A 24,237-nucleotide genomic window follows, 5' to 3' on the forward strand; every position below is an offset into this window, starting at 1 on the left:
TTACAAATCCTGCCGTTTAATGCCAAAATCAGGTTTCAAGTCCCAAACCGTCTGACAAAGGAAACAGCCATGTACCGACACGTCGAATACTACCCCGGCGACCCGATTTTGAGTTTGGTCGAAACCTTCAAAAACGACCCGCGCCCCGAAAAAGTCAATTTGAGCATAGGCATTTATTTCGACGACGAAGGCAAAATGCCCGTATTGGAATCCGTGAGCCGTGCCGAAACCGCCCGCGCCGCCACGCCTGCGCCGTCGTCCTATCTGCCGATGGAAGGTTTGAACACTTACCGCAGCGCGGTGCAGCATTTATTGTTCGGCAAAGACAACCCCGCGTTCGCGCAAGGACGCATCGTTACCGTACAAACCTTGGGCGGCTCGGGCGCGCTCAAAGTCGGAGCGGATTTCCTGCATCGCTGGTTCCCCGCAGCACGCGCCTACGTCAGCGATCCGACTTGGGACAACCATCGAGGTATCTTTGAAGGCGCAGGTTTCGAGGTCGGCACTTATCCTTATTACGACCCCGCCACCGTTGGCGTGAAATTCGACGAAATGACCGCGTTTTTCAACACCCTGTCCGAAAACAGCGTCCTAATCCTGCATCCCTGCTGCCACAACCCGACCGGCGTGGATATGTCGGAACAGCAATGGGACGAAGTGTTGCACATCATCAAAACGCGCAAACTGATTCCGTTTATGGACATCGCCTACCAAGGCTTCGGCGGCGATTTGGACAGCGATGCCTACGCCATCCGCAAAGCGGTGGAAATGGAATTGCCGCTGTTCGTCAGCAATTCATTCTCGAAAAACCTGTCGCTCTACGGCGAACGCGTCGGCGGCTTGAGCGTGGTTTGCCCGAATAAAGAAGAAGCGGAATTGGTGTTCGGACAACTCAAATTCACCGTCCGCCGCATCTATTCCAGCCCGCCCGCGCACGGTGCGTATATCGCCGCCGATGTGATGAACAGCCCCGAACTTTACGCCTTATGGCAAAACGAAGTCTATGTTATGCGCGACCGCATCCGCGCCATGCGACAGAAACTTTACGACGTCTTGACCGCCCAAATCCCCAACCGCGATTTCACTTATTTCATCAAACAGCGCGGCATGTTCAGCTACACAGGATTGAGTGTGGAACAAGTCCGCAGGTTGCGCGACGAATTTGCCGTTTACCTGCTGGATTCGGGCAGGATGTGCGTCGCCGGACTGAATGCCTCGAACATCGCCTATGTCGCCGATGCGTTTGCCGAAGTGTTGAAATAAAACGCAAAAAGCAAACAGGTCGTCTGAAACCCGATGTAGTTTTATTTGAAGTAAATCAAAAGGCCGCCCGAAAAATTTTCATCTTTCAGACGGCCTCTCTATAATTGGCGCACCCAACAGGGATCGAACCTGTGACCTCCAGCTTCGGAAACTGACACTCTTCCAACTGAGCTATGGGTGCAGGGAAGGCGTAAGATTAACGCAAATCCCGCCTGTTGGCAAAGCCTATTATGCAGAATGGCGCAAACAAGACAAATTTGCAGAAAATTCCCCGCAAATAATCAACAACATAACCAATCCACCCCTGAACAAACGGCAAAAAACTGCCGCCTTTGCGTATATTTTCCACAAGAGCGATTGGAAAGCCCCTGTGAATTCAGTATAATCCAGCAAAATATTGTTAACTGCGTTTAACACACCAAACTATAACTCAAAGCACAACCTAACCTAACGGCGAGGCCTACCAAATGAAACAACTCCGCGACTCAAAAGCCCAAGGCTCTGCATTGTTTACCCTTGTGAGCGGTATCATCATTGCTATTGCAGTCATTTACTTCCTCATCAAATTGGCGGGCAGCGGCTCGTTCGCAGACGTTAACCAATCGTCCGAAGCCGCCACGCAAACCCGTATCCAGCCCGTAGGGCAGCTCACTTTAGGCGACGGCATTCCGGTAGGCGAACGCAAAGGCGATCAGATTTTCAACAAAATCTGTTTCCAATGTCACGCTGCGGACAGCTCCGTCCCCAACGCACCTAAAATCGAAAACAACGGCGATTGGGCTCCCCGTATCGGACAAGGTTTCGACACGCTGTTCCAACACGCTCTGAACGGCTTTAACGCTATGCCTGCCAAAGGCGGTGCAGCCGATTTGACCGACCAAGAACTCAAACGCGCCATCACTTACATGGCGAACAAGAGCGGCGGCAACTTCCCTGATCCGGATGCCGCAGCACCTGCCGACCAAGCAGCTTCAGGCGATGCAGCCGCATCCGCACCGGCCGCTGCCGGTTCTGCTCCCGCAGCCGACGCACCTAAAGCCGACGACAAAGGCGTAACCGCTCCTGCAGCCGGCGGTGCAGACGGTCAAAAAGTTTACGAAGCCAACTGTAAAGCGTGTCACGGCGGCGCCATCCCCGGCGTTCCCCATGTCGGCAAAAAAGAAGACTGGGCACCGCGTATCAAACAAGGTAAGGACACACTGCACAAACACGCGCTCGAAGGCTTCAACGCCATGCCTGCCAAAGGCGGTAACGCTGGTCTGAGCGACGACGAAGTCAAAGCAGCGGTCAACTACATGGCTAACCAATCAGGCGCTAAATTCTGATTTGTTCAAAAACGCCATAGATACCCGATCAAAAACGCACCTTCAAACAAGGTGCGTTTTTGATGGCTATACCACCTGCTTCCGCTTAACAAGAGAAAAACAGAAAGCAGATGGCAACTCTAAGATTTTATACTTGCATACAAGCCATACCCTAACTTTCCCTACCGAAACAGGAAAAGTGCAAGATTACCGTTACAGCAACAAAGTTATTCGAAATCCAAGCTGCTCTATAGCCCGCATTGTGCAGATACTTAAAAATCAGTGTTGAAGCCTGATCTCCCAAATGACAAAATTGCCGCAAGCAATACCTTCATCATCATTCCCTATTTCACCACTCCTCCACTTACAAGATAAGAGGCAGGCTTGAATTTCAATTCATACCGATTTGCGGCAAGAATTCCAATTAAAAAGGTCGTCTGAAAACCAATGTTGGTTTTCAGACGACCTTTTTTGTTTTTTAGCTTATAGCTTATTTTGCCGCTGAAGCAGTAGACGCTGCTTCGGCTTTTGCACCGGCGGCTGCATTTTCACCCCATGCAGCAGGATATTTATAGCCTTCGAAGCGTTTGTGCGCATAGGCTTTGAACTCATCGGAGTTATAGGCTTCGGTTACATCTTTGAGCCATTGGCTGTCTTTATCGGCAGTTTTGACTGCTGCCCAGTTGACATAGGCAAAGCTCGGTTCTTGGAACAGGGCTTCGGTCAGCTTCATACCACTACTCATGGCATAGTTGCCGTTAACGATGGCAAAATCGACGTCGGCTCGACTGCGTGGCAGTTGTGCGGCTTCCAGTTCTACGATTTTGATGTTTTTCGGATTTTCAGCAATGTCGGCTTTAGAAGCAGTCAGCGGATTAACGCCGTCTTTCAATTTGACCCAACCTAATTCGTTCAACATTACCAATGCACGGGCAAAGTTGGACGGGTCGTTAGGCGCAGAAACGCTGCTGCCGTCTTTAACTTCATCCAGAGATTTCAGTTTGCCCGGATACAGACCCAAAGGCGCAGTCGGCACTTGGAAAGTTTCAGTAATATCTAATTTGTGCTCTTTTTTGAAGTCGTCCAAATAAGGCTTGTGTTGGAAAATGTTGATATCCAGTTCACCTTCAGCCAAAGCGAGGTTAGGACGGACGTAATCGGTAAACTCAACCAGTTTGACGGTATAGCCTTTTTTCTCCAACGCAGGTTGGATTTGATCTTTGACCATGTCGCCAAAGTCGCCAACGGTCGTACCAAAGACGATCTCTTTTTTCGCCGCGCCATTATCGGCAACCGGAGATGCGGAGGATGCGGCAGGTGCGCTATCTTTCTGACCACCACAAGCTGCAAGCACCACAGCAAGCGTAGCAGCAGAAAGGGTTTTAAAAAAAGTATTTACTTGCATATCTTACTCCTGATAATTCATTGAAACAGTTTTCAGACGACCTCTGCCGTCAAAAAACGAGAATTTTAAATCTATTTGGTAAAACTCAGGGTGTTTTTTGCAGATTTTTCTGTTGATTCTTATTATTACCACAGTATATTCGAAATAAAACTCGGCACAATCCAAAACTTACGCGCTATGATAGCCTACAATTTTCCAAGTCAACAGATCTAGCTCGCGTTACCCCAAACGTACGAATAGATTAAAGAAGGTCGTCTGAAATCTTGTAGACAGGGTTTCAGACGACCTTTTTATTTCATATTAAATAGATTACATTACCAACGATCAAATAGAAAAGTCCTCGACAACTGGAGCATAAAGCGTTCTATCGACCACTTCACGTGTCAGCTTAGGCGCGAACAATTCTATAAAATCATATGCATAACCCCTAAGATAGGTATCTTTCCTAACGGCAATCCAAGTTGGAGACGACTCAAACAAATGCGAGGCATCCACTAATTCCAGATCCGTGTCATTCTCAGGGTCGTAAGCCATCTTCGCCATCAACCCAACACCAAGACCCAAACGGACATACGTCTTTAAAACATCAGTGTCTGCTGCTGATAACACGACATCAGGCTGCTCTAACCTGGCTTTATTAAAAGCCCGGGCAATACTACTCCCCTGATTGAATGCAAATTCATACGTAATCAAAGGGAAAGAAGCCAAATCCTCAATACTTAAGGGATTTTTACAATCCAATAAAGGATGTTCATGCGGCACAATAACCGCATGATTCCATTCATAACAAGTTAATTTACCCAACTCCGGATGCTCATCGATACGCTCAGTTACAATCGCAATATCCGCCTCCCCATTACTGACCATCTGGGCAATCGCCGCAGGACTACCCTGCTTGATGGTCAGCGTTACTTTAGGATAACGTTTGACAAACTCTGCCACAATTAAGGGAAGAGCATAACGTGCCTGCGTATGTGTTGTCGCAACGACCAGAGAACCACTGTCGTGTTCGGTAAACTCACTTCCTATATTTTTAATATTCTGAACATCACGCAAAATCCGATCCGCAATTTCCAAAACAGCCTTTCCCGGTTGGGACACAGATACCACACGCTTGCCGCTTCGGATAAAAATCTGCACCCCCAACTCCTCTTCAAGAAGCCGGATTTGTTTAGAAATCCCTGGCTGGGAAGTAAATAGTGCTTCAGCAGCTTCAGATACATTCAAATTATGCCGGTATACCTCCAATGCATACCTCAATTGCTGTAATTTCATAAACGGCTCGTGTTCAATGTTTACTTGTATGATTTGCACTACAAACGACGGACAATTTAACATATTTTTCCTAAATTGTCGGCAGCCCTCTGACCTCAAATAGAAACTTTTGTTTTAACTCACACTATACAAATCAATTATTAAAACTGTCTTTTCAAACCAAATAATTTGTTGCCTCCATACAACAACAAAAAGCAACAAGCTCTAATTTCGTCCTAAATAAATGACACAAACTTGATTTTTAGGCATGATTCGAAGCTAGGAAGCAGGCAGTTTCATGATTGTATGAGGCATTGAGTATTGACAGTAGGCACCATGCTTCTTTATAGTGCAAACTGATATATCCGATTTGCCGCTGCTTAGTATGCTGCGGCCTGTATATTGGTAATTTGCAGCGGTTCTTAAACACCCGCCGCATAACAATTTAGATGAGGGAATAAAATGACCAAACAGCTGAAATTAAGCGCATTGTTCGTTGCATTGGTTGCTTCCGGCACCGCAATGGCAAGCGAACCGCATACCAAACACGGCTACGTCGTAAGCAGCCAATCTCAAGAAGTTGTCCGTAACAACTATGGCGAATGCTGGAGAAACAGCTATTTCGACAAAGAGACCCAAGGTCGTGTCGAATGTGGTGACCGCGAAGCAGTAGCCGCAGTCCAACAAGCTCCCGAATATGTTGACGAAACCGTATCTCTGTCTTCTAAAACACTGTTCGGCTTCGATAAAGACAACCTCCGCCCTGAAGCTCAAGAGAACTTGGACGCATTAGCCCAACGCCTGAGCAATGAAAACGTTCAAACTGTGCGTGTCGAAGGCCACACCGACTTTATGGGTTCAGAAGAGTACAACCAAGCTCTGTCCGAACGCCGTGCAAACGTAGTTGCCAACTACTTGGTTGGCCGTGGTGTCCCCTCCAGCAAAGTTTCCGCTGCAGGTCTTGGCGAATCTCAAGCTCAAATGACTGCTACTTGTGAAGCAGAAGTAGCAAAACTGGGCAAAAAAGTATCCAAAGCCAAAAAACGTGCTGCTCTGATTGCATGTATCGAACCTGACCGCCGTGTTGACGTAAAAATCCGCAGCACTGTTACTAAACAAGTCGCTCCGGGTCAAACAATTGAAGGTCAAGGTGAGCGTCCCGCAGTAGATGAAGGTTGGATTCCTTCCCCCTACAACGGTGTACACGGTTACGCCAAACCTTAACTAAATTTAGTTTTAATTCAAAACCCCGCATATGCGGGGTTTTCTTATATTTGTATTTTCCCCTCTACAAATTAAGAGACTTTTTACCCTCCCTCTTACACCCACCTCCATAAATAATCAAAAAGAGACCTTTGCAAAAAAGCCTTTCTCCCGACAGCCGAAAACCTGTTTTTGGGTTTCGGCTGTCGGGAGAAAGGCTTTTTTGCAAAGGCATTGGCTTGTGCGGTTTGCTGGAAGAAGGTGCTCATGAGAAATCCCCTAAATGTCTTGATGGGAATTTAGGGGATTTTGGGGAATTTTGCAAAGGTCTCCAATCGTTGCGAACACGCCGTCGAAGCGCGAGCCAAGCAACGGTTGACGTGGCCGTGGAAGAAGGTTGCCCGCCGATTCACTTTGGAAGCGGGCGGACGTTTGGAAGACAGCAGGCAGTTGGCGGGGCTGTTCGGTTTCGGTGTGAGACAGGCGCCGCCGCCTAAAGTATAGTGGATTAACTTTAAACCAGTACGGCGTTGCCTCGCCTTAGCTCAAAGAGAACGATTCTCTAAGGTGCTGAAGCACCAAGTGAATCGGTTCCGTACTATCTGTACTGTCTGCGGCTTCGTCGCCTTGTCCTGATTTAAATTTAATCCACTATATCGTTGGCGGAATGAGCAGCGAAAGCAGGAAATAGGCGGATAATCCGATGGGGCTGATTGCGTTTGTTTACTCAAACGTGAAGAACTTTCTTTCAACAGGAACTGTCTAATTCTGTTCGGATGACCCGTAACACAGCGCGGCGGCTCGTGTCGCCTGCCGCGAAATTTGGGCTGAGGTCGTCTGAATCACAATATCGAAAGGAAATAATATGATTAAACCTGCTGTTTTAAGCATTGCCGCCGCTACGGTTTTGGCAGCTTGTGGTACGTCTGGTAAGGAAGATGCCCCTATGGTCGGTATGTCTAATCCGGCTTCTGAGTTTTGCGTGAAGCAGGGCGGGAAATTGGAAATGAAAAAAGACAAGGACGGCGGCGAATATGCGCTGTGCCATCTGCCGGACGGTACGGTCGTTGAAGAATGGGAATATTTCCGTCAGAACAATAAAAATTAACGCTTTGGGCATTCGGACGAGATGATGTTCTGATTGCCGCGTAAAGTCGATAAAGAAAGGTCGTCTGAAACCTTGTTTAAGGGTTTCAGACGACCTTTTGATATGTTAGCGATGGAATGCAGCTACACGGCTTATCGGACTTCCAGTTTGGTCACGCCGCCCATATAAGGCTGCAAGGCGGCAGGAATATTGATGCTGCCGTCGGCGTTTTGATGGTTTTCCAAAACCGCAACCAAAGTGCGGCCGACCGCCAAGCCGGAGCCGTTCAAAGTGTGTACCAAGCGGTTTTTGCCGTTTTCGTCTTTGAAACGTGCTTTCATGCGGCGGGCTTGGAAATCTTCGCAGTTGGAGCAGCTTGAAATTTCGCGGTAGGTATTTTGCGCGGGAACCCAAACTTCCAAGTCATACGTTTTGGTCGCGCCGAAGCCCATGTCGCCGGTACACAGGGTAATCACGCGGTAGGGCAGTTCCAAAGCCTTCAGGATGTTTTCGGCGTGACCGACCATTTCTTCCAGCGCTTCGTATGATTTTTCGGGATGAACGATTTGCACCATTTCCACTTTGTCGAACTGGTGTTGGCGAATCAGACCGCGCACGTCTTTGCCGTATGCGCCCGCTTCGGAGCGGAAACATGGAGAATGAGCGGTCAGCTTCAGCGGCAAATCGCCTTCCGCCAAAATGCTGTCGGCAACGGTATTCGTCAGCGTCACTTCGGCGGTCGGAATTAGGTATTGCGTTTTTTTGCTCTCGTCGCCGCCGCGGGTAACATGGAACAAATCTTCTGCAAATTTAGGCAGTTGGCCTGTGCCTTGCAGGGTAGTGTCGTCCACGATGTAGGGCGTGTAATGTTCGGTGTAGCCGTGTTTCAGCGTATGCGTATCGAGCATGAATTGCGCCAGCGCACGGTGCAGGCGGGCGATTTGACCTTTCATGACGGTAAAGCGCGCGCCAGACAGTTTCGCGCCGCCTTCGAAATCCAAGCCCAAAGGTTCGCCCAAATCGACATGGTCTTTGATTTCAAAGTCAAACTCACGCGGCGTTCCGACTTTGCGGACTTCGACGTTTTCGGTTTCGTCTTTACCGGCGGGTACGCTTTCGTGCGGCAGGTTGGGAATACTCAACAACCATGCGTCCAATTCTTTCTGAACGGCATCCAAATCGGCGGCTGCCTGCTCCAAATCGGTTTTGATTTGGGCAACTTGATCCATGGCTGCCTGCGCCTCTTCGTGTTTGCCCTGTCCTTTCAATGCGCCGATTTGTTTGGAAATGCTGTTGCGCGAGGCTTGCAGTTCTTCGGTTTTTACTTGGACGGCTTTGCGCTGCTCTTCCAAGGCATTGAAACGTGCGGTATCAAACTCGTAACCGCGCTGCGCCAAACGTTCGGCGACGGCTGCGGTGTGGCTGCGGAGCTGTTGGATGTCTAACATTTTGTTATTCTCTCGATAGAATTCAGAAATGGCATTATTGTAAACCAAATCGCCAATCTTTTCATGACAACACTTTTATTCAAAAAACCCTTTCTTACATATCATGCATTGCAGAAAAAGTAAGAATGGGATAGAATCCATCGTTTTGTCAAACCTTGCCTTTTGCTTTCGCATGGCAAAAGGCTGTATTTAATCATCCATAAGGAGATAACATGCGTCATTATGAGATCGTGTTTATCGTTCATCCTGATCAAAGCGAGCAAGTGCCTGCTATGGTTGAACGTTACAAAACCATGATTGCCGAAGCCGGCGGCAAAATCCACCGCTTGGAAGACTGGGGCCGCCGTCAACTGGCTTACCCGATTAACAAAATCCACAAAGCACACTATGTTTTGATGAATATCGAAACTACTCCTGAAGTAGTTGAAGAGCTGGAAACCGCTTTCCGCTTTAACGATGCCGTACTGCGCCATCTGACCATCAAAACAAAACATGCTGTAACCGAAGCTTCTCCTATGCTGGGTGGCGAAAAAGCAAAAAACTTGCTGAACGGTGCGGCTGAAGAAGTTGCAGCAGCCGAATAAGATTGGATAATCTTACAAAGCTTACCGCCCTGATTTACAAGGTTGAACCCTTGAGATATACGCCGGCAGGAATCCCTGTTTTGGATATTATGTTAAAGCATGAATCTTGGCAGGAAGAAAACGGGCAAAAATGCCTGGTCAGTTTTGAAATTCCTGCGCGTATTTTAGGTAAGCAGGCTGAAGAATGGCAGTATCGGCAAGAAATGATGGTTGAAGCAGAAGGCTTTCTCGCACAGCGCAGCAAACGCTTCCCAAGACCGATACTCCGCATACAGAACATTAAAGAATATAAAGGTTAAACGACAATGGCTCGTCAATCATTCAAACGTAGAAAATTCTGCCGCTTTACGGCTGAAAAAATCCAAGAAGTCGATTACAAACAAGTTGATTTGCTGAAAGACTTCATTTCTGAAAACGGCAAAATCATCCCTGCCCGCATCACTGGCACCAAAGCGCATTACCAACGCCAATTGGCTACTGCAGTCAAACGCGCGCGCTTCCTGGCTCTGTTGCCTTACACCGATCAACACAAATAATTTTGGAGTTTAAATCATGCAAATTATTCTGTTAGAGAAAATCGGCGGTTTGGGCAACTTGGGCGACATCGTTACCGTGAAAAACGGTTATGCCCGTAACTTCCTGATTCCTGCCGGCAAAGCCAAACGCGCTACTGAAGCCAACATGAAAGAATTCGAAGCACGTCGTGCCGAATTGGAAGCCAAACAAGCCGAAATCTTGGCTGATGCTAAAGCACGTCAAGAAAAACTGGACGGTCAAACCATCACTATCGCTCAAAAAGCCGGTGTGGACGGTCGTCTGTTCGGTTCCGTTACCAATGCTGACATCGCTGCTGCGATTGTTGCATCAGGCGTTGAAGCTGCAAAATCCAACATCCGCCTGCCTAACGGTCCTCTGAAAGCCGTAGGCGAGTACGAAGTTGAAGTGGCTCTGCACACTGACGCCGTTGCTGCGATTACCGTTGCTGTTGTTGCAGCTGCCGAGTAATAGACAGTCTTAAAAGGTCGTCTGAAAGGGAATGGAATGCATATTCCTGCCATCTTTCAGACGACCTTTTTGCATAATTAAGACTGCTTCCTTAGTGACTATAAATCCAGATATGAAAAAACTTATCCCTTTCATCGGAATATCAACCGCGTTGTTGCTTTCCGCTTGTAGTACAACCAAAACAAACGTTGAATCTGCTAAAACGGTTGAGCCGATTAATCAAAGCAAAAACCAGCGTCCTGCTTTTGATTCTGCTGCGGAATCGGTTGCCAGCAGCGGCTTTAATGCCAATACCAATGTCCGCCAGTTTATCCGTTACGAAGCAGCGAAAAAGCAGTTTACAGAGGCAGAGCTGCAAAACTTTTTTAATGGCGTGGTTTACAAGGGCAATATCATCAATATCATGTACCGCCCGTCAACTTCTCGCCCTTGGTATGAATTCCGTACAGGCAACTCCGGCGCAACGAAATTCAACGGCGGCAAACAGTTTTACGCTGCCAACCGTGCCGTTATCGATGATGTGACGCGCAAATACGGCGTACCTGCCGAGCTGATTGTGGCGATTATCGGGATTGAAACCAACTACGGTAAAAACACAGGCAGCTTCCGCGTTGCCGATGCCTTGAGTACCTTAGGTTTTGATTATCCGCGCCGCGCCGAGTTTTTCCAAAACGAGCTGATTGAGCTTTTGCTGATGGCGAAAGAAGAAAAAGAGAACGTTTTTGACTTCAAAGGCAGCTATGCGGGCGCGATGGGTATGCCGCAATTCATGCCTTCGAGTTATCGCAAATGGGCGGTTGATTATGATGGCGACGGACACCGCGATATTTGGAACAATATCGGCGACGTTGCCGCTTCTGTTGCCAATTATATGAAGCAGCACGGCTGGAAAACAGGCGGCAAAATGATTATTCCCGTCAATCTGACGATTACGCCTGACTTGAACGCCATCATTGATGAAAAAACCGCCTTGAACCGTACCGTTGCGGATTTCAAAGCGATGGGCGTGGTGCCGCAACAAGCGGTTGCAGACAATGAAAAAGCCGTTTTATTCAGTTTGGAAACCAGTCCGGGCGTATTTGAATATTATCTCGGTCTGAATAATTTCTATACAGTTTGGCAGTATAACAACAGCCGAATGTATGTTACCGCCGTGCGTGATATCGCCAATGCAATCAACAACAACGGTTTGTAATATTCAAAAACCACCTTTTTCAAGGTGGTTTTTTATTTGAGAACTCAAATTCACGATAGTAAACAATAGAGCCGCTCAAATCGCCCGTGGATTTGAGAAAATCACTACAAACCCAACAAAACTCAAGCAATCAAACGGATTTTCATGCCGTAATGCTTTTTACCGTGTCCCGATACAAACTGTCCGCCGCGCGCAGGCGATAAAAATGCGTTACCTTCGGCGGTGGGTTCGGCGCAGGTGTATTGTCCGTTGCGGTCGCTCCAAAGCGCGTAAACGGGCAGGTTTTGCGTACGGATGTCGAGTTTCAGTCCGTCAAACGCGACGTGTGTATCCGACGGCGAGGCGACAAATTCCGTGTGTGCGATATAGTCGGCATCGTAGGGCGCGCCGTTGAAATCGAATTGGGTGCCGACGGCGGGGAAATAGGGATGGAAGCCGGGCGAAGTGCGCACGGGCGCATCGCCGTAATTGCAGACAGTCAGCGTGGCGACTGCTTCATTTTCGTTCGGCAGACTGTAATCCAGCAGCCATTCGACGTTTTCGTAGCCCTTTGCCGTGCTGATCAATCTCAAGCCGACATTTGACTCATTTTGATAACGGATTTGCCAAGTAGAGGTTCTGCCGAAACCGTGTTGCGCCAAATGGTTTTTACTGTCCGGTCCGAACTGCGGCAGGCAGACGTGCATCCCGCCGCGTAATTTTGTATCAGTACCGACTTGGACGCTGGTTTTCGGGAATAACACTTCCCGACCTTGTAAAATCAAGTTGTCTACATATGCGCCCAGGATGTTTATCTGCATGGATGCGGAATGATTGCGTAAGATGATTTCAGACATGGCGGCTTGTTCTTTAGGTTGTTTTAAATTTTGTAACATTCTAACATTTGTATACGCGCCATTACCGATATGCAGAGAGAAAATCCTTAATAAAAATCAAAAAAATGCTAAAATACCAAGCATCTTTCAAGGTCGTCTGAAAGGCGTTCAACCACTTTTCAGACGACCTTCCGATTTATTTCCAGCAGAGAAAAACTTATGGCTTATCAAGTTCTTGCCCGCAAATGGCGTCCGAAAACCTTTGCCGATTTAGTCGGTCAGGAACACGTCGTCAAAGCCTTGCGCAACGCGCTGGACGAAGGCCGTCTGCACCATGCCTACCTGCTGACCGGCACGCGCGGCGTGGGTAAAACCACCATCGCCCGTATTTTGGCGAAAAGCCTCAACTGCGAAAACGCGCAACACGGCGAACCTTGCGGCGTGTGCCAAAGCTGTACGCAAATCGACACTGGACGCTACGTCGACCTGCTGGAAATCGACGCCGCCTCCAATACCGGTATCGACAACATCCGCGAAGTATTGGAAAACGCCCAATACGCGCCGACCGCCGGCAAATACAAAGTCTATATCATCGACGAAGTGCATATGCTCTCCAAAAGCGCGTTCAACGCCATGTTGAAAACGCTGGAAGAGCCGCCCGAACACGTCAAATTCATCCTTGCCACCACCGATCCGCACAAAGTCCCCATCACCGTTTTGAGCCGCTGCCTGCAATTTGTCTTGCGCAACATGACTTCGCAGCAGGTTGCCGACCACCTTGCCCACGTTTTAAACAACGAAAACATCGCCTACGAACCCGCCGCCCTGCAACTCTTAGGCCGTGCCGCCGCAGGCTCGATGCGCGATGCTTTAAGTCTGCTTGACCAAGCCATCGCCATGGGTTCGGGCAGCGTTGCCGAACAAGACGTCCGCCAAATGATAGGCGCGGTGGACAAACAATATCTGTACGAACTGCTGGCGGGTATCGTCAACCAAGACGGCGAAGCCCTGCTGGCGAAAGCGCAGGAAATGGCAGCGCGCGCCATCGGCTTTGACAGCGCGTTGAGCGAACTTGCCATGCTGTTGCAACGCCTCGCCTTGATACAGGCAGTCCCTTCCGCTTTGGTGCACGACGACCCTGAGCGCGAAACCCTGTTGCAATTGAGCCAAGCACTCAGCGGCGAACAAATCCAGCTTTATTATCAATGCGCCATCCACGGCAAACAGGATTTGAGCCTTGCACCTGACGAATACGCCGGCTTCGTTATGACCCTGTTGCGTATGCTTGCGTTCGCACCGTTGGCGGCGGATGCGCACGACATTGGCGGACATATTGAAAACACCGAGCTGCATTCTGCCGAAACGGGTGTTCATACCGCAAAAAAGCCCTTGCAACTTCCCACGTCTGAAGCCGCCAAACCATCCGTTCAGACGACCCCTACGCCTGCCACGTCGTCTGAAAACAAGGTTGCCGAACCGGTTCCGACTCAAGAAAACAACGACGTACCGCCTTGGGAAGACGCACCAGGCGATGAAGAAACCGTAACGGACACGCCTGCGCAAGAGTCAGCGGAGAGTGTTCAGACGACCTCTGAAGCAGCAGATGCTCCGTCCGCAAACGAAGCAGAAACCCCGTTTCAGACGACCCCTCAAGCCGAAACGTCGTCTGAAAACCTTGAAAACACAAACCCAATTCAGACGACCCCAATCGCTGAAGCCGCAGAAGCAGAAGCGTTTCCGCATGATGATACCGCAGAGCCCTTCTACGGTTACGTTTCTCCCGAGCATGACTATCCCGTAGCAGACAGCGCAGAAATGCCCCCGCCGCCGGATTGGGAACACGCCGTTCCTGCCGATACGGCAGAAGCCGAAGAAGACAGCGACGACGAAGACGACACGCAGTTTGCACCGTTGCCCGAGTTTTCCACCGAAAACTGGGCGGCAATCGTCCGACACTTCGCCCGCAAGCTTGGCGCCGCGCAAATGCTGGCGCAACACGCCGCATGGACGAACTACGACACAGACAGCCATCTGATGATGCTGTCGATGACCGACGAAGCCCGCGCGACCGCCAACAAAGAGCGGCTCGACAAAATCAAAAACACGCTCGCTGAAGCCTACGGTCTGCCATTGAAATTGCAAACCGAACCGTGGCGCGACGATGCAGGCTGGGAAACCCCGACCATGCGCCGCCAACGCCTCCAGCTCGAAGGCAGGCAACAGGCACAGGATTTGCTCGAAGCCGACGAAACCGCGCGTCAGGTTTTAAAAGTTTTCGAAGCCAAATGGCAGCCCGATTCTTTGGAATTGGCGGAGCAGGCGGAATAACGGCAATCGAGAATTTCCGTTTCCATTCGGATACATAAACATTCAGGTCGTCTGAAAACCGTCAACCCGCTTTCAGACGACCCTTAGACACCAAAACGGTATCACCCCATCACCTTAACGATTCAACCACAGGAGTTTTAAATATGTTCGGAAAAGCCGGATTAGGCGGCCTGATGAAACAGGCGCAGCAAATGCAGGAAAACATGAAAAAAGCGCAAGCGAAACTTGCCGAGACCGAAGTAGAAGGCGAAGCAGGCAACGGCTTGGTTAAAGTCGTGATGACCTGTTCCCACGTTGTCCGCAAACTCGAAATCAGCCCCGACCTGATTCAAGAAGCCGCAGACGACAAAGAAATGCTCGAAGATTTGGTGCTCGCCGCCATCAACGCCGCTTCTGAAAAAGCCGAAGAAACCACCAATAAAACCATGGGTGCGTTCACCCAAGGTCTGCCCGCAGGCATGGGTGACTTCTTCCGTTAAACCCGCGCCGTAAAAGCAAATAAAGGTCGTCTGAAACGCCCAAAAGCAGTTTCAGACGACCTTCGGATTATCGGTTTGACAAATCGATACCCGTCCAATATTTTCAGACGACCCCTGCCCGCTTTGGTAAAATATAGTGGATTAACAAAAATCAGGACAAGGCGACGAAGCCGCAGACAGTACAGATAGTACGGAACCGATTCACTTGGTGCTTCAGCACCTTAGAGAATCGTTCTCTTTGAGCTAAGGCGAGGCAACGCCGTACTGGTTTAAAGTTAATACACTATACACCATACAATCAACCGCCCTTTTCCACCATTCCCCAGCAACGCCAACTGCCCATGACCAACCAGCGCATCAACCACGAACCCGTCTTCCTACTTGCTTCCGCCCCTTGGCGCGAGAGCAGTTTGTGGGTGGAAGTGTTCAGCCGCCGCTACGGGCGCGTGGCGTTATTGGCGAGAAGTGCGCGCAAGCGGCAGAGCGAGCTGCGCGGCGTGTTGGTGCCGTTTGTACCGGTCAGCGCCTCTTGGTACGGTTCGCAAGAGTTGAAAACGCTGCATCGTGCGGAGTGGATAGGCGGCTGGCCGCAGCCACAAGGCAGAGCTTTGTTCAGCGGCCTGTATATCAACGAACTAATGCTCAAACTGACGGCTCGAGAAGACCCGATACCCGAGCTTTACGACGCGCTGGAGGCGGTCATGCGGGCGGTATGTGGCGAAAGCAGCCATACCGCCGCGCTGCGACGCTTTGAATGGACTTTACTTACCCGCTTGGGATTTGCGCCCGATTTGTTCCACGATGGCAATGGCGAAGCAATCCGCGCCGAAGAAACCTACTGGCTGACGCCTGAAACCGCGGTCGTCCCCATCGAAGAAGCCGAACGCTTCAATCCGCGCAACCATGGTGTTGCAGTCGGCGGCAACATCTTGATTCATCTGCGCGAAGGCGATTTCACCCACTCCGAAAGCCTCGGACAGTCGCTAAAAATTACGCGCCTACTGATTGACAACCTCCTGCCCGAAGGCATTAAATCCAGACAGGTTTTGCAACAGCTCCAGCAATTCAGTTTCGGCGTTTAATCCTTTTCAGACGACCTTTTCATTTCGATTTTTTCTCTTAGTTTCATCCTGATGCGGAAAATCAAAAGCATACCGTGCACATCAATCCGCAATCTCTGCGAACTTCTCCCAATTTGCCAACACATACGCCACAGCCGCCGCCATATCGTCGTCCGTGATTTCGTAATATTCGCCGTCCAATTCCTCAAAATCGGGAAACTTAGCACGAATCTCGTCCAAAGATGCCCCGCCATCCGCCATTTCCTCGATTTTTGCGCCGTCCCGCTCGTATAAAGCCTTCGCTTTATCCAAAATCTTAGGCGTCGGTTTAATCCGCCAGCGGCGCAGGCTGTCGGCAACGGGGTTATGGAACACATATTCGCCGTAACCTGCCGCGATCAGCTGCACAAAGCCGCCCTCCTGCACTTGGCTGTCCAAATAGCAGTAAGCCGTCAGCGTGTGCTGCTCGTCGTTCAAACACCGCATTTCCTCATCGCCTGCCGCATCCGTATAATCCAAATACGCCGCGCTCAATGTGTAGAGGAATTCTGCCGCATCTTGAGGGTTCAAATCATCCTGCCGGAAAAGTGTCGTCATGTTAAAGCCAGTCTGAAATAAAGTGGATTTAAAGCTGATTTATAAAAATTGCATTATAACCAAAGCATTATCAAATCAAAACTTCTTTTCAGACGACCTTTTGCGCTGCACAAGAAGGCGATATATAGTGGATTAACAAAAATCAGGACAAGGCGACGAAGCCGCAGACAGTACAAGATAGTACGGAACCGATTCACTTGGTGCTTCAGCACCTTAGAGAATCGTTCTCTTTGAGCTAAGGCGAGGCAACGCCGTCCTGGTTTAAAGTTAATCCACTATATCGTACAATAAGGTCGGATTTACCAAGGAAAAATCATGAACGCAAACACCGAAACCGTCGTTATCCAGCCCAAAGACCTGCCGCTGCACTGCTCCGGCCCCAATCACGAAACTTGGAACGGGCATCCGCGCGTCTTCCTCCCGATTCAGTCCGACAGCGACATTGAATGCCCCTACTGCGGAACGCGTTACCATCTCGAAGGCCACATTCCCCACCACCATTATTGAGCCGCTATGAAGAGATCCGCCCTCCTGCTGTTGCTCGGACTGTGTGCCGCCTGCGGTTCGTATAAAGCCGTCCGCCCCGATGCCCCGCGCGCCGTCGTTGTCGAAGCGCAAAACAACGCCATCCGCTACCAAGCCGCCGACGGCAGCCGCATCTCCGCCATCTACGTCAACAGCAACAGCCCGATGACGGTCGAGCTGCATCAGGGAAGTACGGTTGAAAAACTGACGCAAACCCATTCGATGACCAAAACCACGGAATACCGCAACGCAAGCACAAGATGGCAGCTTCAAGACGGCTTCGCCACGCTTACCCGTGGCGGTAAAACCGTCGTTTTCACCGAAATCATCGAATAATCCTGTCTGAAATCCTTATCAAAAGGTCGTCTGAAAAACCTTACACGATGGTTTTTCAGACGACCTTTTGACAAGTTCGGTATCGTAAATCCACATCGGAAGTATCTGTTCAGTTATTCCCTCCTGCGCGGAGACGGTAAACCCGGAGGTTCGGGCTTGCGGCAATCTTTAAGCACCTCTAAAAAACCGAAGGCTGGATTCCCGCCTGCGCGGGAATGACGGCGATTTAGGCAGCTTCGATAAATTGTTATCTGCCTTTTAAAAACAGCTACACCTTCAAATCAAAGGTCGTCTGAAAACTGCAATATGCGGTTTTCAGACGACCTTTTGTGTTGCCAAGCTCAAAGCAAGGCTGAACCTGATTCGGGCAGGGTTTAGTGATCGACGGTGATGCCTTTGTTTTCCTGCTGTTTCTGTTCGTCCAGTTTCTTTTGCAGGGTGTCGCACGGGGTGTCGCAGTCGCAGACTTTTTTCATGCCCAGCGAGGAAATGCCGCCGCAACTGCCTTTGATGGTGCGCTTGGAGAAAATATAGCCGACCGCCATGCCGAGGATGACGAGGAGGAAAAGGCCGAAGGTGAGGAGTAGGGTTTTCATGATGGTGTTCCTGTGGGATGGATATGAGTGCGTGGATATTAATGGAGTAGTTTTTTAAACGCGCCGGACATTTCGGTGCGGTAGCCGTTTTGTTCGCGGATAATCAGGAAAACGGCGAGGTTTTGCTGTTCGGCGAGTTTGAGGGCTTCGGTTTCGCCAAGTACGAAAAGTCCGGTGGACAGACCGTCGGCAGTGGTGGCGTTGTCGGCGACGACGCTGATGGAGGCGAGACGGTGCGACAGCGGACGGCGGGTTTTGGGGTCGATGATGTGGGACAGCCGCCTGCCTTGCGGGTCAACGTGGAAAATGCGGTAGTCGCCGGAGGTGGCGAGAGAGCGGTTGTCGAGGGGGATGACGATTTGGGTGTTGCCGCCTTGGACGATGTTGGGCTGTTCGATGCCGATGCGCCAAGGTTCGCCTTGGGCGTTGCGTCCTTTGCCGTGCAACTCGCCGCCTATTTCGACAAGGTAGTTGTTGATGCCGAGTTTTTCAAGTTCGCCTGCCACTTTGTCCACGCCGAATCCTTTGGCGATGGAGGAAAGGTCGAGATAGGTTTCGGGCTGGGTTTTGGCGAGCGTGGCTTGTTTGCCGTCTTGCGTGAGGATGATTTTGTCGGTACCGGTTTGGGCGGCGGCTTTGTCGATTTCAGCTTGGGTGGGTTCGCGGGTGATTTCTTTGTTTGGCCCGAAGCCCCAAAGGTTGACGAGCGGGCCGACGGTTACGTCAAGCGCGCCTTGTGTGAGGCGGTTGAGGCGTAAGGCTTCGGCGGTAACGGCGGCGAAATCGGCGGAAACGGGCATGGGTTTGCGGGTTTCGCGCATTTGGTTGAAGCGGCTGATTTCGGAGTCTTCGCGGTAGGTGGACATTTGGCGGTTGACTTCTTCGAGCGCGCCGTCAATCTGCTTTTTCACGGCTTCGGGTGCGGGCGGGTTGGGAAGGTCGTCTGAAAGGTATTTGACGGTATAGGTCGTGCCCATCGTTTCGCCCTGAAGCACGGTTTGTTCGGATGTTTTTTTGCCGCATGCGCCCAAGGGCAGGGTAAGGGCGAGGGCGGCGGCAAGGGCGGGAATGGCGGAGGGCAGGTGCATGATAGGGTGTTCGGGTGTTTTCAGACGACGTATTGTAACGTAAAACGCAAGGGCGCGCGGCTTGCGGGGGAAGGGCTTTTCTGCTAACATCCGCGCTGCATTAAGAGTTGGGAATTCCATGCCAACCTGCTTTTCAGACGGAAAGGTAAGGTGGACGGCTGCAAAGCCGATGTGGTCCGAGAGGGCAATTCAAATCCCCCCGCTTGATGCGGGAATTTTTTTGCCTGTATGTTCTGTACGGGCAGGATTCCGAACCGCTTTATCCAAGTGGGAATATTTATCATTTGGATGGAGCGCAGGTGGAAATTTTGTTATGATTTCCGTTGTGGGATATATGATGAAACAACAGGTCGTCTGAAAGCGGACGGCTTGTTTTTGAAGGAAAATATTGAAATGAGCGAATATCTGTTTACTTCCGAATCGGTTTCCGAAGGCCATCCGGACAAAGTAGCCGACCAAGTGTCCGATGCGATTTTGGATGCGGTTTTGGCACAAGACCCCAAAGCGCGCGTCGCGGCGGAAACTCTGGTAAACACCGGTTTGTGCGTGTTGGCGGGTGAAATCACCACCACCGCCCATGTGGACTACATCAAAGTCGCACGCGAAACCATCAAACGCATCGGCTACAATTCGTCCGAGCTGGGCTTTGACGCCAACGGCTGTGCGGTCGGCGTGTACTACGACCAGCAATCGCCCGACATCGCCCAAGGCGTGAACGAAGGCGAAGGCATCGACCTGAACCAAGGCGCGGGCGACCAAGGTCTGATGTTCGGCTACGCCTGCGACGAAACCCCGACCTTGATGCCGTTTGCCATCTATTACAGCCACCGCCTGATGCAGCGTCAAAGCGAATTGCGCAAAGACGGCCGCCTGCCGTGGCTGCGTCCCGACGCAAAAGCGCAGTTGACCGTGGTTTACGACAGCGAAACCGGCAAAGTAAAACGCATCGACACCGTCGTCCTGTCCACCCAGCACGACCCTGCCATCAGCCATGAAGAACTGAGCAAAGCCGTTATTGAGCAGATTATCAAGCCTGTTCTGCCGCCCGAAATGCTGACTGCCGAAACCAAATACCTGATCAACCCGACCGGCCGCTTCGTCATCGGCGGCCCGCAAGGCGACTGCGGTCTGACCGGCCGCAAAATCATCGTCGATACCTACGGCGGCGCGGCTCCGCATGGTGGCGGCGCGTTCTCCGGCAAAGACCCGTCCAAAGTGGACCGTTCCGCTGCCTACGCCTGCCGATATGTCGCGAAAAACATCGTAGCCGCAGGTTTGGCGACTCAATGTCAGATTCAGGTTTCCTACGCCATCGGCGTTGCCGAACCGACTTCGATTTCCATCGACACTTTCGGCACAGGCAAAATCAGCGAAGAAAAACTGATTGCCTTAGTTCGCGAACATTTCGACCTGCGCCCCAAAGGCATCGTCCAAATGCTCGACCTCTTGCGCCCGATTTACAGCAAATCCGCCGCATACGGCCATTTCGGCCGCGAAGAGCCCGAATTTACTTGGGAGCGCACTGACAAAGCAGCCGCATTGAAAGCAGCTGCAGGCGTATAAAAAGGTACTAAAGGTCGTCTGAAAGGGAGTTTCAGACGACCTTCCATCCTTATGGCAACTGCAATTTTTCCCAATCAGCAAGGCAGCATGCATCGGTATGCTGCCTTTTTCGACCAGAAAGATTACAATTAGCGGGTCGTCTGAAAATCCAAAGAAAGGACACATCATGCTCTTAGGCGTAAACATCGACCACATCGCCACCGTCCGCAACGCCCGCGGCACGACCTATCCCAGCCCTGTGGAAGCGGCATTGGTCGCGGAAACGCACGGTGCGGATTTGATTACCATGCACCTGCGCGAAGACCGCCGCCACATCAAAGACGCGGACGTGTTCGCCGTCAAAAACGCCATCCGCACGCGCCTAAACCTTGAAATGGCGTTGACTGAAGAAATGCTGGAAAACGCGCTTAAAGTCATGCCGCAAGACGTGTGCATCGTGCCTGAAAAACGTCAGGAAATCACGACCGAAGGCGGTTTGGACGTATTGGCGCAACAAGAAAAAATTGCCGAATTCACTAAAATCCTGACCGACGCAGGCATCCGCGTTTCGCTCTTCATCGATGCAGACAACGATCAAATCCAAGCCGCCTATGATGTCGGCGCGCCCGTTATCGAGCTGCACACCGGCGCATACGCCGACGCACACAGCCACGCCGAACAAATCCAACAATTCGAGCGTCTGCAAAACGGCGCGCATTTTGCCAGTGATTTGGGCTTGGTCGTCAACGCCGGACACGGACTGACCATACACAACGTTACCCCCATCGCCCAAATCCTCGCCATCCGCGAGTTGAACATCGGACATTCGCTGATTGCCCAAGCCCTCTTCCTCGGCCTGCCCGAAGCCGTCCGCCAGATGAAGGAAACCATGTTCAGGGCAAGGCTGCTGCCTTGATAGGCGACACCCACCTTTTCAGACGACCTTCTCTCAACAAGGAGACCACCGCATGATTTACGGCATAGGCACAGACATCGTTTCCCTCAAACGCATCATCCGCCTGAGCAAAAAGTTCGGACAAGCGTTTGCCGAGCGCATCCTTACGCCCGAAGAGCTGCTCGAATTTCCGCAAGCAGGCAAGCCCGTCAACTACCTCGCCAAACGCTTTGCCGCCAAAGAAGCCTTCGCCAAAGCCGTCGGCACGGGCATACGCGGCGCGGTTTCCTTCCGCAACATCGGCATCGGACATGACGCATTGGGCAAACCCGAATTCTTCTACGCCCCCGCCCTGTCCAAATGGCTGGAAGAACAAGGCATCAGCCACGTCAGCCTCAGCATGAGCGACGAAGAAGACACCGTGTTGGCATTCGTCATTGCCGAAAAATAAGACAATACCCATCGGCAGGTCGGATTCTCAAATCCGACTTTTCCGAATTTTCAGACGACCTTTTCCCCTACCCCATGACCGAAGACACCCGCCCCCTTATCCGCGTCGTTGCCGGCATCCTGCTCAACCAAGACGGCGACTACCTGCTCAGTTCCCGCCCCGAAGGCAAACCCTATGCCGGATATTGGGAATTTGCCGGCGGCAAAGTCGAAGCAGGCGAAACCGACTTCCAAGCCCTGCAACGCGAGTTTGAAGAAGAACTCGGCATCCGCATCCTCGCCGCCACGCCTTGGCTGACCAAAATCCATTCCTACGAACACGCCCGCGTCTGCCTGAAATTCCTATGGGTAAACCCCGACCAATGGACGGGCGAACCGCAATCCCGCGAAGGACAGGCTTGGTCGTGGCAAAAAGCGGGCGATTTCAACGTCGCCCCCATGTTGCCCGCCAACGGTCCGCTGCTACGCGCCCTCTCCGTCCCACGCCAGCTTCAAGGTCGTCTGAAAACCGGTTTGCACGGACAAAACCGCAGCGGCGAATACCGCGTCGCGCCTTACTCCCTAGCCGAACCGCACCACGCCAACATCCTCATCTCAGAAACCGAGCTGCACAAGCTCGGCAAGCTGCCCCAAGCCCAAAGCGTTTGGGTATCAATACACACCCGCGAACAATGGCAACGCGTGCAAGATGCCGACGTCGTCGTTTGGCAAGTCAACGACGACGCAAGCGCACGACAAGTGCTTGAAATATTAGAACAAGGCGTATCCGTTCCGCTGATTGTCGCCGCGCCCGAAACACTGGTTTCAAACTATCTCGACCGCTGGCTTTCAACAGGCGCACACGCAGTCCTGACCGACACCGAGGTCGTCTGAAATGGACAAAAACCGCAAACTCCTCCTCGCAGGTGTCCTCCTCATTCTCTTCGCTACCGCCAAACTCCTACTGCTGGACTGGTGGCAAAAACAACAGCCCCAAGCCCGCGCTACCGAGTGCGACCTTATCAAAGGCTGCACCCTACCCGACGGCTCACACGTCCGCTCCACTCCCATCAGCACCCGTTCCGCCTTCGACATCACCGTCGAAAATGCCCCTGCCGAAACACAACAAGTCAGCATCAGCTTCAGCATGAAAGATATGGACATGGGCTTCAACCGCTACATGCTCAAACAGCAATCCCCGCGCACCTGGCAAGCGCACCAAATCCGCCTGCCCGTCTGCGTTGAAGGCAGACGCGACTACATCGCCGATATCACCATAGGCGGACAGACTTTTCAGACGACCTTTACCGCCCAGTAAGCGTTCTACTCGTATTCTGCAAGAAAACTTTTTGGAGAAAGATTTATAGTGGATTAAATTTAAATCAGGACAAGGCGACGAAGCCGCAGACAGTACAGATAGTACGGAACCGATTCACTTGGTGCTTCAGCACCTTAGAGAATCGTTCTCTTTGAGCTAAGGCGAGGCAACGCCGTACTGGTTTAAAGTTAATCCACTATATTTTCTCTTGCTATCCTTTCCCTTTATTTCACCAAAGGTCGTCTGAAATCCGTTTTTAGACGACCTTTCTCTATGCGCTATCCCTCCATCAAAATATCCGCATCACAACAAGCCCACTCTTCCTAATACACAGGTTTCCCCTACCCTTCCCAAAATCCGCCTGCCATCAAGTTTGGCTAAAACACATCAGCAAATCCCAATCTCTGAAATTATGATTATATGATTAATGTTCTCTTAATAAATGATATTCCTTGCAAATCATTATCAATTAATATTAGA

The 24,237-nt window shown here is 50.9% G+C and carries 27 protein-coding genes, 1 tRNA gene and 1 riboswitch; of the genes, 20 read left to right on the forward strand and 8 right to left on the reverse strand.

All coding sequences use genetic code 11. The annotated features are described in order from the left end of the window. Window positions 1–69 precede the first annotated feature (69 nt). Window positions 70–1,263, forward strand: coding sequence for an amino acid aminotransferase (locus DBY90_RS01880; protein WP_070491342.1), 1,194 nt, complete (start codon window positions 70–72; stop codon window positions 1,261–1,263). A 105-nt stretch (window positions 1,264–1,368) separates the two neighbouring features. On the opposite strand, the gene DBY90_RS01885 is transcribed toward DBY90_RS01880, so the two are convergent. Continuing rightward, a tRNA-Arg gene (locus DBY90_RS01885) sits at window positions 1,369–1,444 on the reverse strand. A 286-nt stretch (window positions 1,445–1,730) separates the two neighbouring features. Here DBY90_RS01885 and DBY90_RS01890 point away from each other — a divergent pair. Beyond that, entirely contained in the window at window positions 1,731–2,588 is an 858-nt protein-coding gene (locus DBY90_RS01890) for a c-type cytochrome (protein WP_070491345.1), read from the forward strand. A 469-nt stretch (window positions 2,589–3,057) separates the two neighbouring features. On the opposite strand, the gene DBY90_RS01895 is transcribed toward DBY90_RS01890, so the two are convergent. After that, the gene (locus tag DBY90_RS01895) at window positions 3,058–3,972 is read right to left on the reverse strand and encodes a MetQ/NlpA family ABC transporter substrate-binding protein (RefSeq protein ID WP_070492803.1); all 915 of its coding nucleotides are present in this window, start codon (window positions 3,970–3,972) and stop codon (window positions 3,058–3,060) included. Window positions 3,973–4,296: 324 nt separating this feature from the next. Then, complete coding sequence (locus DBY90_RS01900) at window positions 4,297–5,247, reverse strand: CysB family HTH-type transcriptional regulator (RefSeq protein ID WP_049228281.1); 951 nt, start codon at window positions 5,245–5,247, stop codon at window positions 4,297–4,299. A 441-nt stretch (window positions 5,248–5,688) separates the two neighbouring features. Between DBY90_RS01900 and DBY90_RS01910 the strand changes: the two genes are divergently transcribed. From DBY90_RS01910 to DBY90_RS01925, 3 genes are all read left to right on the forward strand, one after another. Continuing rightward, window positions 5,689–6,450, forward strand: a complete 762-nt coding sequence (locus tag DBY90_RS01910; RefSeq protein WP_070492804.1) for an OmpA family protein — start codon at window positions 5,689–5,691, stop codon at window positions 6,448–6,450. A 288-nt stretch (window positions 6,451–6,738) separates the two neighbouring features. Continuing rightward, window positions 6,739–6,933: a hypothetical protein gene (locus tag DBY90_RS12575; RefSeq protein ID WP_141745315.1), complete on the forward strand. Its 195-nt coding sequence runs from the start codon at window positions 6,739–6,741 to the stop codon at window positions 6,931–6,933. Between the two features lie 361 nt (window positions 6,934–7,294). Next, a complete protein-coding gene (locus tag DBY90_RS01925; RefSeq protein ID WP_049228932.1) occupies window positions 7,295–7,537 on the forward strand; it encodes a putative hemolysin in 243 nt (80 codons plus the stop codon). A gap of 131 nt (window positions 7,538–7,668) precedes the next feature. Here DBY90_RS01925 and serS read toward each other — a convergent pair whose 3' ends face one another. Beyond that, on the reverse strand, window positions 7,669–8,964 hold the full coding sequence (gene serS / locus DBY90_RS01930) for a serine--tRNA ligase (RefSeq protein ID WP_070493335.1): 1,296 nt from the start codon (window positions 8,962–8,964) through the stop codon (window positions 7,669–7,671). A gap of 212 nt (window positions 8,965–9,176) precedes the next feature. On the opposite strand from serS, the gene rpsF reads away from it, so the two are divergent. The 5 genes from rpsF to mltB all read left to right on the forward strand — a co-directional run bounded on the left by rpsF (window position 9,177) and on the right by mltB (window position 11,748). Then, entirely contained in the window at window positions 9,177–9,548 is a 372-nt protein-coding gene (gene rpsF / locus DBY90_RS01935; protein ID WP_003757376.1) for a 30S ribosomal protein S6, read from the forward strand. A gap of 2 nt (window positions 9,549–9,550) precedes the next feature. Beyond that, the gene (gene priB, locus DBY90_RS01940; RefSeq protein ID WP_070493331.1) at window positions 9,551–9,847 is read left to right on the forward strand and encodes a primosomal replication protein N; all 297 of its coding nucleotides are present in this window, start codon (window positions 9,551–9,553) and stop codon (window positions 9,845–9,847) included. Between the two features lie 6 nt (window positions 9,848–9,853). After that, window positions 9,854–10,084 carry a 30S ribosomal protein S18 gene (rpsR, locus tag DBY90_RS01945; RefSeq protein ID WP_003678863.1) on the forward strand — a complete coding sequence of 77 codons (231 nt, stop codon included), beginning with the start codon at window positions 9,854–9,856 and terminating at the stop codon, window positions 10,082–10,084. Window positions 10,085–10,100: 16 nt separating this feature from the next. Beyond that, window positions 10,101–10,553, forward strand: coding sequence for a 50S ribosomal protein L9 (gene rplI / locus DBY90_RS01950; RefSeq protein ID WP_070493328.1), 453 nt, complete (start codon window positions 10,101–10,103; stop codon window positions 10,551–10,553). Between the two features lie 112 nt (window positions 10,554–10,665). Next, window positions 10,666–11,748, forward strand: a complete 1,083-nt coding sequence (gene mltB / locus DBY90_RS01960) for a lytic murein transglycosylase B (RefSeq protein ID WP_070493325.1) — start codon at window positions 10,666–10,668, stop codon at window positions 11,746–11,748. Between the two features lie 122 nt (window positions 11,749–11,870). On the opposite strand, the gene DBY90_RS01965 is transcribed toward mltB, so the two are convergent. After that, on the reverse strand, window positions 11,871–12,623 hold the full coding sequence (locus DBY90_RS01965; RefSeq protein WP_234403825.1) for an aldose epimerase family protein: 753 nt from the start codon (window positions 12,621–12,623) through the stop codon (window positions 11,871–11,873). A 159-nt stretch (window positions 12,624–12,782) separates the two neighbouring features. On the opposite strand from DBY90_RS01965, the gene dnaX reads away from it, so the two are divergent. The 3 genes from dnaX to recO all read left to right on the forward strand — a co-directional run bounded on the left by dnaX (window position 12,783) and on the right by recO (window position 16,452). After that, window positions 12,783–14,891, forward strand: a complete 2,109-nt coding sequence (gene dnaX / locus DBY90_RS01975; RefSeq protein ID WP_070493322.1) for a DNA polymerase III subunit gamma/tau — start codon at window positions 12,783–12,785, stop codon at window positions 14,889–14,891. Window positions 14,892–15,034: 143 nt separating this feature from the next. Beyond that, the gene (locus DBY90_RS01980) at window positions 15,035–15,370 is read left to right on the forward strand and encodes a YbaB/EbfC family nucleoid-associated protein (protein WP_003678854.1); all 336 of its coding nucleotides are present in this window, start codon (window positions 15,035–15,037) and stop codon (window positions 15,368–15,370) included. Between the two features lie 341 nt (window positions 15,371–15,711). After that, a complete protein-coding gene (recO, locus tag DBY90_RS01985) occupies window positions 15,712–16,452 on the forward strand; it encodes a DNA repair protein RecO (protein WP_070491353.1) in 741 nt (246 codons plus the stop codon). Window positions 16,453–16,533: 81 nt separating this feature from the next. On the opposite strand, the gene DBY90_RS01990 is transcribed toward recO, so the two are convergent. Then, window positions 16,534–17,028, reverse strand: coding sequence for a DMP19 family protein (locus tag DBY90_RS01990; RefSeq protein ID WP_070491355.1), 495 nt, complete (start codon window positions 17,026–17,028; stop codon window positions 16,534–16,536). A gap of 315 nt (window positions 17,029–17,343) precedes the next feature. On the opposite strand from DBY90_RS01990, the gene DBY90_RS01995 reads away from it, so the two are divergent. Further along, window positions 17,344–17,535 carry a zinc-finger domain-containing protein gene (locus tag DBY90_RS01995; RefSeq protein WP_049228940.1) on the forward strand — a complete coding sequence of 64 codons (192 nt, stop codon included), beginning with the start codon at window positions 17,344–17,346 and terminating at the stop codon, window positions 17,533–17,535. A gap of 6 nt (window positions 17,536–17,541) precedes the next feature. Continuing rightward, window positions 17,542–17,889, forward strand: coding sequence for a hypothetical protein (locus DBY90_RS02000; RefSeq protein ID WP_070491357.1), 348 nt, complete (start codon window positions 17,542–17,544; stop codon window positions 17,887–17,889). A gap of 374 nt (window positions 17,890–18,263) precedes the next feature. On the opposite strand, the gene nqrM is transcribed toward DBY90_RS02000, so the two are convergent. Together nqrM and DBY90_RS02010 are read right to left on the reverse strand one after the other, a co-directional pair. Then, complete coding sequence (nqrM, locus tag DBY90_RS02005) at window positions 18,264–18,485, reverse strand: (Na+)-NQR maturation NqrM (protein ID WP_003744568.1); 222 nt, start codon at window positions 18,483–18,485, stop codon at window positions 18,264–18,266. 38 nt (window positions 18,486–18,523) lie between these two features. Then, window positions 18,524–19,573 carry an FAD:protein FMN transferase gene (locus tag DBY90_RS02010; RefSeq protein ID WP_070491359.1) on the reverse strand — a complete coding sequence of 350 codons (1,050 nt, stop codon included), beginning with the start codon at window positions 19,571–19,573 and terminating at the stop codon, window positions 18,524–18,526. A 92-nt stretch (window positions 19,574–19,665) separates the two neighbouring features. After that, window positions 19,666–19,775: riboswitch (SAM-I-IV-variant riboswitch) on the forward strand. Window positions 19,776–19,966: 191 nt separating this feature from the next. On the opposite strand from DBY90_RS02010, the gene metK reads away from it, so the two are divergent. From metK to DBY90_RS02035, 5 genes are all read left to right on the forward strand, one after another. Beyond that, window positions 19,967–21,136 carry a methionine adenosyltransferase gene (gene metK / locus DBY90_RS02015; protein ID WP_039856373.1) on the forward strand — a complete coding sequence of 390 codons (1,170 nt, stop codon included), beginning with the start codon at window positions 19,967–19,969 and terminating at the stop codon, window positions 21,134–21,136. A 166-nt stretch (window positions 21,137–21,302) separates the two neighbouring features. Continuing rightward, on the forward strand, window positions 21,303–22,031 hold the full coding sequence (pdxJ, locus tag DBY90_RS02020; protein WP_039856360.1) for a pyridoxine 5'-phosphate synthase: 729 nt from the start codon (window positions 21,303–21,305) through the stop codon (window positions 22,029–22,031). 52 nt (window positions 22,032–22,083) lie between these two features. After that, on the forward strand, window positions 22,084–22,461 hold the full coding sequence (gene acpS, locus DBY90_RS02025; protein WP_003744561.1) for a holo-ACP synthase: 378 nt from the start codon (window positions 22,084–22,086) through the stop codon (window positions 22,459–22,461). 74 nt (window positions 22,462–22,535) lie between these two features. Beyond that, on the forward strand, window positions 22,536–23,333 hold the full coding sequence (locus tag DBY90_RS02030) for an NUDIX domain-containing protein (protein ID WP_070491362.1): 798 nt from the start codon (window positions 22,536–22,538) through the stop codon (window positions 23,331–23,333). Between the two features lies 1 nt (window position 23,334). Next, complete coding sequence (locus DBY90_RS02035) at window positions 23,335–23,757, forward strand: hypothetical protein (protein ID WP_070491364.1); 423 nt, start codon at window positions 23,335–23,337, stop codon at window positions 23,755–23,757. Window positions 23,758–24,237 lie beyond the last annotated feature (480 nt).

The sequence above is a fragment of the Neisseria mucosa genome, from assembly GCF_003044445.1.
Classification (GTDB): domain Bacteria; phylum Pseudomonadota; class Gammaproteobacteria; order Burkholderiales; family Neisseriaceae; genus Neisseria; species Neisseria mucosa_A.